Here is a 10,115-nt window from a genome sequence, read left to right on the forward strand (position 1 = left end):
TTCATGGCCTATCTGGCCAAGCGCCGTCCAAACTGGACGATCTTGCTTGTGACCGTCCTCGCCGTCATCGTCGACCGGCTCCAAACCCGCAGGCCGCGTCTCCGAGCCAAAATCCGCCCGGCATTCGCCTGGGCCCTGTAATCGGGGCGGAAAAAATCTTGCCCAGTCTCGAAGCGTAACCCGGGACCGCTCGTAAACGCGGACGCAGGCGTCCCGGGTTACGCTGACGCTCCACCCGGGCTACGGATCGTTATCTTTCAACCCGGCATCGCTCGCATGCGCGGCGCATCCGGCGGAGCGATGCCGAGCATGGCGCGGCGGTCGGCGACGGCGTGGTGGAGCTGGTCGAGCGCGAGCCCGATCGCGGAGAGGTCGCCTTCCTCGATGGCGCCGTCGTCGCAGCAGTCGAGCGCTTCGCGCAGCACGCCATCGGCCTCGCCTTGCATCTTCTCGAGCGCTTCCGGCGTCTCCGCCTGCCGCACCTTGGTGATCAATTCGAGCAGGCTGTCGCGATGATCCAGATAGCGGTCGCGCTCGTTGCGGCGCCAGGCATGCCGCAGCCAGGCGCCGACCGATCCCAGGCCTGACAGGCCCAGAATCGCGAACCAGATGTAGTCGCTGTATTTGTCCATGAAGGTGCGCTCGGTGCCGTCGATATAGGCGGCTGCACCCGGATGTGCCGGCAGTGCTGCGTCCTTGTCGGTGTCGGGCTTCTCGATGTTCGCGGCCGCCGGCACGTCGCGCGCCAGCTGCTGGCGCACGTTGAAGAGCTGGCGGACGAAAGCGCCGATCGCGGTGTCCGAGAATGAATGCAGCGCGACGATGAGATGGTCGACGCTGACGGTCTCGACCTTGTCGTCGGGCCAGGCCGGCGAGGATGAAAAGATGCTTCCCGCGATCTCCGCCGATTCATAGAGCGGGTGCTTCGCGGCGATTGCCTCGGAAACGTCGATCGGCAGGAACTTCGGCTGGCCGCGTGCGGCCGCCGTCGCGGCGATTGCGCCCGCGGTGATCTTGCTGTCGAGCGGGCCGACCGCCATGTAGGCGTCGAGCGTCATATCGCGCGCCATTTCGGCGGTCTGGTTGATGGCGAATTGCGTCACCGCGACTTTGTCGGGATTGACGCCGGACTCGCGCAGGATCACGCGCAGCAGCGTGACATTGGCGTCCGTCCGTCCGATCACGCCGATGCGATGGCCGTCGAGATCGTCGAGGCTCTTGATCTTTGGCGTCGGCGGTCGCCTCGATCCCTTCGCGCGCAGGCCGGAAGGCGCCCACAGCACCACGACATTCTTGCGCAGGATCGCGACCGCATCGGCGTTGGCGGGCAGATTGAGGTCGGCGCGCGCCACCGCCATGTCCGCTTTCGAGCTGGTCAATGCCGCGATGCTTTCCGCGGCGTTCTCCGTCACTACCGTCGACAGGCGCACCGGGCTCTGATCGCGGGCGAAGGTCTGCGCCAGCGCCTGGATCAGCTTCTGGTCGTCGCTGCCGGGAGGGGCGACCGCGATCGTCAGCGTAACGGGCCGCACGAAATAATAGAGCGTGCTGGCGGCAACGCCGAACAGGAGGAGGCCGGCCGCGAGGATCAGCAGCGAATAGTTTTTTCGCTTCCGCCGCGGGCGCTTTGGAGCCGGATCTTCGCGCGTCTCTGACATCGTTCTGTCATGTTAGCCGAAAAAGCGTGTGAGCTGCCCGAAAAACCTTCCTTACAGATCGATGACGTCATACGCCTGAAATATCAATGTCAGAACTTCTGACCCGAAGAATCATTAACGCTTCGGGTTTTCGAGATGCGGATATTAGTTGCAACCGACGCCTGGCATCCGCAGGTCAATGGCGTGGTGCGCACGCTGACGTCACTGCAGCGTAGCGCGGCAGGGCTCGGCGCCGAGATCACTTTCCTGACACCGGAAGGGTTTCCGTCCCTGGGCGTGCCGACCTATCCGGGGCTCCGCATGGCGCTGCCGAACCGGCGCGAGGTCGCACGGCGGATCGAGGCGGCGGAGCCGGAGGCGATCCATATCGCGACCGAAGGCCCGATCGGCTGGGCGGTGCGCGGCTATTGCCTGCGCCACAAGCTTGCTTTCACGACCTCCTACACGACGCGCTTTCCGGAATATGTGTCGGTCCGCACGGGGCTTCCGGCCAGCGTAGGCTACTGGCTCCTGCGTCGCTTCCATGCGGCTGGCGCCATGACGATGGTCGCGACAGTCTCGCTCCGACAGGAACTGGCCGAACGCGGTTTTCGCAAGCTCGGCTTCTGGACGCGCGGCGTCGATACCGAATTGTTCAATCCCGATCATCCGGCCAAGCTCGACCTGCCGCGGCCGATCTTCATGGCCATGGGCCGCGTGGCGGTGGAGAAGAATCTCGAAGCGTTTCTGTCGCTGGATCTGCCAGGCACCAAGGTCGTGGTCGGCGACGGCCCGCAGCGAGCGGAACTCGAGCGCAAATATCCGAACGTCGTCTTCCTCGGCGAGAAGACCGGGCAGGACCTCACCTCGCATCTCGCTGCAGCCGACGTGTTCGTGTTCCCGAGTCTCACCGACACCTTCGGCGTGGTTCAGCTTGAAGCGTTGGCCTGCGGCACGCCGGTTGCGGCGTTTCCCGTCACCGGCCCCAAGGACGTGATCTCGGATCATCCGATCGGCGCCATCGATGACGATCTGCGCAGCGCGTGCCTGCGTGCGCTCACGATGTCGCGAGAGGCGTGCCGGAACTTCGCGCTGCAGCGTTCCTGGGAGAACAGTGCGCGGCAATTCATCGGCAATCTCTCGGCGTTGCTGCCGAGCAGGGTGTTGCGTCCGGCCCGGCGCGTCGCCGGCCGGAGCGCGGTGCAAGGTTAATCGAAGCATGATCCGGAAAAGTGGGAACCGGTTTTCCGAAGAGATCATGCTTAAACAAGAGGAGAGAGCGGGATGAAGAGTCACCCCGCTCTAGAACTAGAAGGCGTATCTTCGATGGCAGACAACATCATCAAACTCGACGGAAGCAGCCAGTTGGATTTTGATCGCGAGACGGTCGAGCAGGCTTATGACCGCTGGGCTCCGGTCTACGATCTCGTGTTCGGCGGCGTGTTCAAGAAGGGCCGGGCCGCGGCGATCCAGGCCACCAACAAGATTGGCGGCCGTGTGCTCGAGGTCGGTGTCGGCACCGGCATTTCGCTGCCGCTTTACGCGCCGCATGTCCGCATCTTCGGTACCGATATTTCGGAAGCGATGCTCGACAAGGCGAAGAAGCGCGTTGCCGAGCTCGGCCTGAAGAATATCGAGGGGCTCGCGGTGATGGACGCCGAGAAGCTCGAATTCCCCGACAACTCGTTCGACGTGGTGATGGCGCAATATGTCGTCACCGCCGTGCCGAATCCGGAAGCCGCGCTCGATGAATTCGCACGCGTGCTGCGCCCGGGCGGTGAGCTCATCATCCTGACCCGCGTCAGCGCCGATGCCGGCGTGCGCCGCTTCATCGAGCAGAAGCTGCAGCCGGTCGTGCGTCCGCTCGGCTTCCGCACCGCCGAGTTCTCCTGGTCGCGCTACACCAAGTGGCTTGCCGGCGCCAAGGGCGTGGAGCTGGCGGAGCGCCGCCTGATCCCGCCGCTCGGACATTTCTCGCTGGTCCGCTTCCGCAAGGCTGAGGTGGCTAAAGCCGCGTAGGCTTGCCCGACCCTCATGGTGAGGTGAGGAGGCGCGCAGCGCCGTCTCGAACCATGAGGCCCCGCTGGTGGCCTCATCCTTCGAGACGCGCGTTCCGCGCTCCTCAGGATGAGGGGATAGGGTCTCACACCCGTTGCTCCGTTGGCTCCGTTGCGTCACCGCGTCGCTGCACACTGTCATATGTCATTATGATGATGTCACACGCCGTACATCGAATCTCTGTAAGCACGTCCCGAAATCCTCTTGGGGGAAAGAATGTTCAAGAATTTTCTGCAGGAACTGCGTACCCAGCGCTGGGATGACCACCGCTACTATCATCACAGCCGAATCAATCAGAGCCTGCACTTCGTCAGCGCCCTGAGCTTCCTGTTCGCCTATGTGATGCTGTTCTTCGATCCGGCGATCTCGGCGCTGGTCGGCTGGCTGGTCTCGATGACCTCGCGCCAGGCCGGTCATTTCTTCTTTGAGCCGCGGGGCTACGACCACATCAACCAGGCCACTCATGAGCACAAGGAAGAGATCAAGGTCGGCTACAACCTGCAGCGCAAGGTCGTGCTGATGGCGATCTGGGCCCTGTCGCCGCTGGTGCTCTTCGCCGATCCGACCCTGTTCGGCCTGTTCACGCCCTGGGAGACGGTGTTCGACTTTACCCGTCAGGTCGCCAAGATCTGGCTCGCGGTCGGCATCGGCGGACTGCTCTTCCGCACCGTGCACCTGTTCTTCATCCGCGACATCGAGACGGGCCTGGTCTGGATGACCAAGATCGTCACCGACCCCTTCCACGACCTGATGCTCTATCACAAGGCGCCGCTCGCGCTCCTGAAGGGCGAGCTGATCGATCCCGGCCTCCACTTGGCCGGCGAGTTGGAAGAGAAGCACGCCTGAGCGTGCTGCCGACAACAAATTGACTTCGCTGTGTTCACTTACGTCATGCCCGGGCTCGTCCCGGGCATCCTTGTCTCAGGCCCTGTCACTGGCACCGTCATTCCGGGGCGCGCGCAGCGCGAACCCGGAATCCATCTGGCGGCAGGCGCAGGCGGCGCAATGGATTCCGGGCTCGATGCTTTCGCATCGCCCCGGAATGACAAGAGATGGGGGAGAGAAAGGCGCCTAGCGCGCGAACTTCCTAGCGAGCATTTCCTTCAGGATCTGCCGCTTGATGTCCTTGTTAGTGACGCCGGGCTTCTGCCACCACCAGCCGTCGCGCTTCATCTTCTCGCCGGCGGCGACGAAGCGGTCGGCGACTTCGGTGAAATCGGCGTCGCTGGTGTTCAGGCCGAAGATCAGACGCCCGGTGCCGACCCAGCTCAGCGCCAGCCCTTCGGCCCGCAGGTAATGTTGCAGCATCCAATTGTAGCGCGACGGCTCGGTATAATGGACCATCCAGATCGACGAGAGATTGGAGACGCGGACCGGGAGCTCCGCTGCGGTCAGCCGGTCGTTGAGCTGCTTGGCGCGGCTGTTCCAGGTCTCGTCCAGCCCGTTATAGACCGAACGGAAATTCGGGCTGGCGAGCCGGCTCAGGAATTCGTCCATCGCCGTCATCACGTAGGGGTGCGAATTGAAGGTGCCGCGGGCGAAGCAGACGTCGGCGGGCTTGTCGTCGCGGAAGCGCCGCATCAGATCCTTGCGGCCGCAGACCACGCCGACCGGCAGGCCGCCGGCCAGGCTCTTGCCATAGGTCACCATGTCGGCGCGGACGCCGAAATATTCCTGGGCGCCGCCGGCGGCGATACGGAAGCCGACGAACACTTCGTCGAAGATCAGGACGATGCCGCGCTCGGTGCAGACCTCGCGCAGCTTCTTCAGCCATTCGGCATAGGCGGCGCGGTCGTACCTGCCGCTGCGGGAACTGTCGACGAGGGCGGAATCGCCGGGCGCGTTGGAATTCGGATGCAGCGCCTGCAATGGATTGACGAGCACGCAGGCGATGTCGCGCCGCGTGCGCAACACGTGCAGGGTCTTTTCCGACATGTCGGCCAGCGTATAGGTCTCGTGCGGCGAGACCGGGTTGCCGACGCCGGGCTGCACGTCACCCCACCAGCCGTGATAGGAGCCGGCGAAGCGGACGAGATGCGTGCGGCGGGTGTGGTAGCGCGCCAGCCGCACCGCCTGCATCACCGCTTCCGTGCCGGACATATGGAACGAGACCTCGTCGAGGCCCGAGATCGCGCAGAGCCGTTTGACGTTGTCGATGATCACAGGATGGTAGGGGCCGAGCACCGGGCCGAGCGCATGCGCGCGCTTCTCACCCTCGGCGATGCATTCCTTGTAGAAGTCATTGCCGAAGATGTTGACGCCGTAGGAGCCGGTGAGGTCGTAGGACACGTTGCCGTCGACATCGGTGACGGTGACGCCCGAGGACGACTGCACGAAGGAGCTGGTGTTGAGATGCTCGCGCACCAGCCGGCTGAACTGGAACGGCACGCGGTAACTCTCGGTGAACTGCAGGTCGGAGATGTGCTGCGCGGCCTCCGCCGTCATCTGCCGTCCCTTGGCATAGCGCTGGGCGTAGAGGCCGGCGAGGCGGAAGAAGCCGTCCTGCCGCTGCATCGCAATCTCGCGCGGCGCGCCGTCGACCGCGAAGAATTTGTCGATATCGAATTCGTAGTGGGGTACCAGCCGCGCGACCATCTTGGACATTTTGGAATGTCCGGTCAGCGAGCGATGCTTGGCGCGCGACAGCGCCAGGCGGGCCTGAATCTTGGGGAAAGCTGCAGCGGCGCCGGCAATCGCGGCGGCGGACAGCGAGAGAATCGGAAGGGATGTTTCCATGCCAGAAGCGCTAACGTCGCCAGCTAACAGATTCATGACAGTCCGAGGCCTGATTTCGTCGATAACCCAGCAGGAGGACCTGAATTTCCTGCTGACCAACCGCATCCCCCGGGCGGCCGTGACCCGCTTCATGGGCTGGTTCTCCAAGATCGAGAACCCGGTGGTGCGCGACCTCTCGATCGCCTGCTGGCGGCTGTTCTCCGACCTCGATTTGTCGGAGGCCAAGAAGACCGAATTCAAGAGCCTGCACGACTGTTTCACCCGGGAGCTGCGGCCCGGGTTGCGGCCGTTCGATCCGGACCCCGCCGTCATCGCCAGCCCGTCGGACGCTATCATCGGCGCGCATGGACGGATCGAGGACACCAAGCTGTTCCAGATCAAGGGCGCGCCCTATGCGCTCCTCGACCTGCTCGGCGATCCCGCTTTGGTCGAGCAGCACCGCAACGGCCGCTTCGTCACCTTGCGGCTGACCTCGAGCATGTATCACCGGTTCCATGCGCCCGCGGACTGTCGCATCGAGAAGGTCACCTTCATCCACGGCGACGTCTGGAACGTCAACCCGATCGCGCTGAAGCGGGTCGAGCGGCTGTTCTGCAAGAACGAGCGCGCGGTGCTTGAGGCCCGCCTCTCCACCGGCGAGCCGCTGACGCTGGTGCCGGTCGCCGCGATCCTGGTCGCGAGCATCCGCCTGCATTTCCTCGATCGCACGCTGAATGCGCAGACCAAGGGCCCGGTCACGTTCCCCTGCGATGCCAGCGCGCACAAGGGCGACGAGCTCGGCTGGTTCGAGCACGGCTCCACCATCATCGTGCTCGCCCCTGATCATTTCGAATTTTGCGATAACGTTACCGACGGCGCCCGCATCCGCGCCGGCGAACCGCTGCTCAGAAAACCTTCGGCGTAGATGAGCGCAGGCTGCTCCCCTCGTCATTGCGAGCGGAGCGAAGCAATCCATGCCGCCGCTCGCGGAAACGTGGATTGCTTCGTCGCTGTCGCTCCTCGCAATGACGGAGAATCCAATCTCGATTTTGCCGCCGGAAGCTCCTATATGCTGCCGACACGATTCGGCATTCGGGCAATTCGGGAGCAAAGATGGCACGGGCGCCTGTTCTGGCGGCGGGAGGCATTGTGCTGCGGCGGCAAGCGACGCCGCTGATCGCGGTCGTGCGCCTGCGCAAGCGGAACGAGTGGGTGCTGCCCAAAGGCAAGCTCGACGACGGCGAGACGCCGCGCGCGGCCGCCGAGCGCGAGGTGCTGGAAGAGACCGGGCACGAGGTGTCCGTGCACGAATTCCTTGGCACGTTGGTCTACGATTCCGGCGGCCGTTGCAAGGTCGTGCATTACTGGCGCATGGAAGCGGGCGACGAGCAGGCCTACGAATTGATGTATGACATCAAGGCGGTCGACTGGCTGCCGCTCGACGAAGCTCTCGAGCGGCTGTCGCGCGATCATGAGCGCGCGTTCCTCGAGAATGTCGGTCCGATCGCGCTGAAGGCTGCAGCCCTCAGCGGAGCCTCGCGGCAAAAGGCGGCCAAGCCGGCAACGCGGCGGCCGCGTCGTACGGTCACGCCGCCGCCTTCGGTCAGCGAACCGACAACTGTGCCCGAGCCCGCGCAGCTCGATGCGCCCGTCGCGCAGGAGGAGCCGCTGTCTACCACCGAGGCGGCGGAGCCTGCGCTGTCACCTGCCGCGGCGGAGGCCGAGCTCCCGCCGTCATTTGCGCCTGATATCGAGCCCGTCGTCATCGAAGCCCACCGTCCGCGCAGGAATTTCATCGATCGCGTCAGGGACTGGCTCCGCCGCGCCGCCTGAGCGCGCAAAAACTCTCTCTACACGAACTGTGCCGTAGCCCGGGTGGAGCGACAGCGTAACCCGGGGACCGCTCGTACGTTGACGCAGATGGCCCGGGTTACGCGTTCGCTTCACCCGGGCTACGAGTTCCGAGCGGAATTTCAATGGCCGCGCCGTTCTCTCCTGCCGTCTCTCAATGGAAATTGCCGTCGTGGTTGCACCGTTGGTCGGTTCAGCAATCCGGGGCGTTGCACGCCGGGTGCTCCCTGCCTGAATCCGCCGCGCTGCGGCTGTCCCTCGCGGATCGACGGCGGTTGCCCAACTCGCTGCGGCGCGCGTGACGGCTGTCCCCCCTGCTGCGGAGCTCCTTGCTGTCCGCTACGCGGCAAAATGGCGCCGCCGGGCTGACCGGGCAGTACGTGCTGGTCGCCGCGCGACGGCCGCGCCTGCTGCGGCGAGCCCGGTCGCTGCTGCAAGCCCTGCCGGCCAGGCCCGCCGGGTTGCTGCTGGCCCGGCAACATATTCTGCCGCTGCGGACCCGGCCGGAACGGCTGGCCGCGGTTCGGATAGGGTACGCCGGGATTGGCGCGGCGGAACGCGCGCTGCTCGTTGACGAGTTGCCGCCCGAAATTCTGCGTGGTCTGGAGCTGGCGAACGAAGCCGCGGTCGCGCTGGATCTGCAGCGCCGACATCGTCAGCGGCACCGCGGCGAAGCGCGCACCACCAGCTCCGTCGGGCCGGATCGTGAAACCGCTGGCCCCGCGCGTCAGCGTGCCGAGTTGCGCACCGCCGCGGTCATTGATCTCGATCCGGCCAACGCGGCCGTCGGCGTCCGGATAGAGTTTGATGGCGACGTTGTTGGACGTCGCGGTCACGCCCTCGGGCACCTCGACCAGGCCGGTGGTGCCGCGAATGCCGAGCGTCGCGGTCGGCGTCGATATCCGCATGTCGCCGGTCTTGGCGACGCCAGCGGCAACGAAGGCGAGCGTGCCCTTGGCGACGTCGAACATCCCGGCATTCTGCTTGCCGCCTTCGTCATAGACATAGCGGTCGATCGTGATCCTGGCGCTCGCCGACAGCTTGAACGTCGTGGCATCGTTGAAGGTGATGCCGAGCGTCGACTTGGCCTGTGTCTCCACGACGTCGCCGGCAAAGATGTCGTCCCTGATCTGCAGTGCCGTTGTCGCGTTACTGCGCGTGACGCTGGCGCTGCCGGTGAGATCGGCGACATTGCCGATCGGCTCGGCGGCGGGTTGCTGCGCATCTGGCGCCGGCGCGGCAGGAGCCTGTGTTGCCGGCGCCAGCGCAGGAGCAGGGACGGGCTGCGTCTGCGCGAGCTGCGTCGAATCGGCTGCGGCGGCTGGCATGTGCACCGTGCCGCCCAACAACAAGCCGATCGCAAACAGGAGTGCGAGAGAAAACCGGTGCGGCGTCACAAGAGATTCCCGGAGAGACCACAGGCGAGGGCAGCGATATCAGCCGCGCGGGGCTGAACGCCGGATGAATGGGAGCGCCATCTCTCAGCCGTCATTGCGAGCGCAGCGAAGCAATCCATGCTTCCACATGCGCGGAGGGATGGATTGCTTCGCTGCGCTCGCAATGACGATGGAGACAGTCTCTCAGCTCACGCGCTTCCAGGTCTGGCCGCCGCAGAACATGCTGCCGAAGGCGCAGCCCTGGACGCGCAGACTCGTTCTCGTTTTCGGGCGGCGGCCATTCGATCCACCCTGCGTTACCTCTCTCCGGACTCTCGCATTCACTGCCGCGGAGGTGCCGTCGCGAACTTGGTTGGAATTTGTCCGTCGCGAGTCTCCGGTGAACGGATGATATCTGCTCAGGCGGCAAGATCAACCGGCTGAGCAATGGGCTTGCTGGCGAGGGTCTGCCAGCCGT

General features: G+C 64.8%; 8 protein-coding genes and 1 pseudogene. 5 read left to right on the top strand and 4 right to left on the bottom strand.

Annotated elements, in window-relative coordinates; translation table 11 throughout:
• Positions 1 to 257: 257 nt before the first annotated feature.
• Complete coding sequence (locus tag ACZYOF_RS39430) at positions 258 to 1,658, bottom strand: TAXI family TRAP transporter solute-binding subunit (RefSeq protein ID WP_463719118.1); 1,401 nt, start codon at positions 1,656 to 1,658, stop codon at positions 258 to 260.
• A 135-nt stretch (positions 1,659 to 1,793) separates the two neighbouring features.
• On the opposite strand from ACZYOF_RS39430, the gene ACZYOF_RS39435 reads away from it, so the two are divergent.
• The 3 genes from ACZYOF_RS39435 to ACZYOF_RS39445 all read left to right on the top strand — a co-directional run bounded on the left by ACZYOF_RS39435 (position 1,794) and on the right by ACZYOF_RS39445 (position 4,541).
• On the top strand, positions 1,794 to 2,849 hold the full coding sequence (locus ACZYOF_RS39435; protein ID WP_463719119.1) for a glycosyltransferase family 4 protein: 1,056 nt from the start codon (positions 1,794 to 1,796) through the stop codon (positions 2,847 to 2,849).
• A gap of 114 nt (positions 2,850 to 2,963) precedes the next feature.
• Positions 2,964 to 3,656 carry a class I SAM-dependent methyltransferase gene (locus tag ACZYOF_RS39440; protein WP_463719120.1) on the top strand — a complete coding sequence of 231 codons (693 nt, stop codon included), beginning with the start codon at positions 2,964 to 2,966 and terminating at the stop codon, positions 3,654 to 3,656.
• A gap of 255 nt (positions 3,657 to 3,911) precedes the next feature.
• Positions 3,912 to 4,541, top strand: a complete 630-nt coding sequence (locus ACZYOF_RS39445; RefSeq protein ID WP_463719121.1) for a hypothetical protein — start codon at positions 3,912 to 3,914, stop codon at positions 4,539 to 4,541.
• A gap of 225 nt (positions 4,542 to 4,766) precedes the next feature.
• Here the strand turns inward: ACZYOF_RS39445 and ACZYOF_RS39450 are convergent, their stop codons facing one another.
• Positions 4,767 to 6,431 carry an aminotransferase class III-fold pyridoxal phosphate-dependent enzyme gene (locus ACZYOF_RS39450; RefSeq protein ID WP_463719122.1) on the bottom strand — a complete coding sequence of 555 codons (1,665 nt, stop codon included), beginning with the start codon at positions 6,429 to 6,431 and terminating at the stop codon, positions 4,767 to 4,769.
• A 34-nt stretch (positions 6,432 to 6,465) separates the two neighbouring features.
• Here ACZYOF_RS39450 and asd point away from each other — a divergent pair, with 34 nt between their 5' ends.
• Both asd and ACZYOF_RS39460 read left to right on the top strand, forming a co-directional pair.
• The gene (asd, locus tag ACZYOF_RS39455) at positions 6,466 to 7,335 is read left to right on the top strand and encodes an archaetidylserine decarboxylase (protein WP_394567330.1); all 870 of its coding nucleotides are present in this window, start codon (positions 6,466 to 6,468) and stop codon (positions 7,333 to 7,335) included.
• A gap of 188 nt (positions 7,336 to 7,523) precedes the next feature.
• Positions 7,524 to 8,243: an NUDIX hydrolase gene (locus tag ACZYOF_RS39460; RefSeq protein ID WP_463719123.1), complete on the top strand. Its 720-nt coding sequence runs from the start codon at positions 7,524 to 7,526 to the stop codon at positions 8,241 to 8,243.
• Between the two features lie 140 nt (positions 8,244 to 8,383).
• On the opposite strand, the gene ACZYOF_RS39465 is transcribed toward ACZYOF_RS39460, so the two are convergent.
• Both ACZYOF_RS39465 and ACZYOF_RS39470 read right to left on the bottom strand, forming a co-directional pair.
• Entirely contained in the window at positions 8,384 to 9,658 is a 1,275-nt protein-coding gene (locus ACZYOF_RS39465) for a FecR family protein (RefSeq protein ID WP_463719124.1), read from the bottom strand.
• 183 nt (positions 9,659 to 9,841) lie between these two features.
• Positions 9,842 to 9,910: pseudogene (locus tag ACZYOF_RS39470) on the bottom strand (DUF2147 domain-containing protein); the annotation flags it as partial.
• Between the last annotated feature and the right edge of the window lie 205 nt (positions 9,911 to 10,115).

The sequence above is a fragment of the Bradyrhizobium sp. LeoA1Lang genome, from assembly GCF_055413685.1.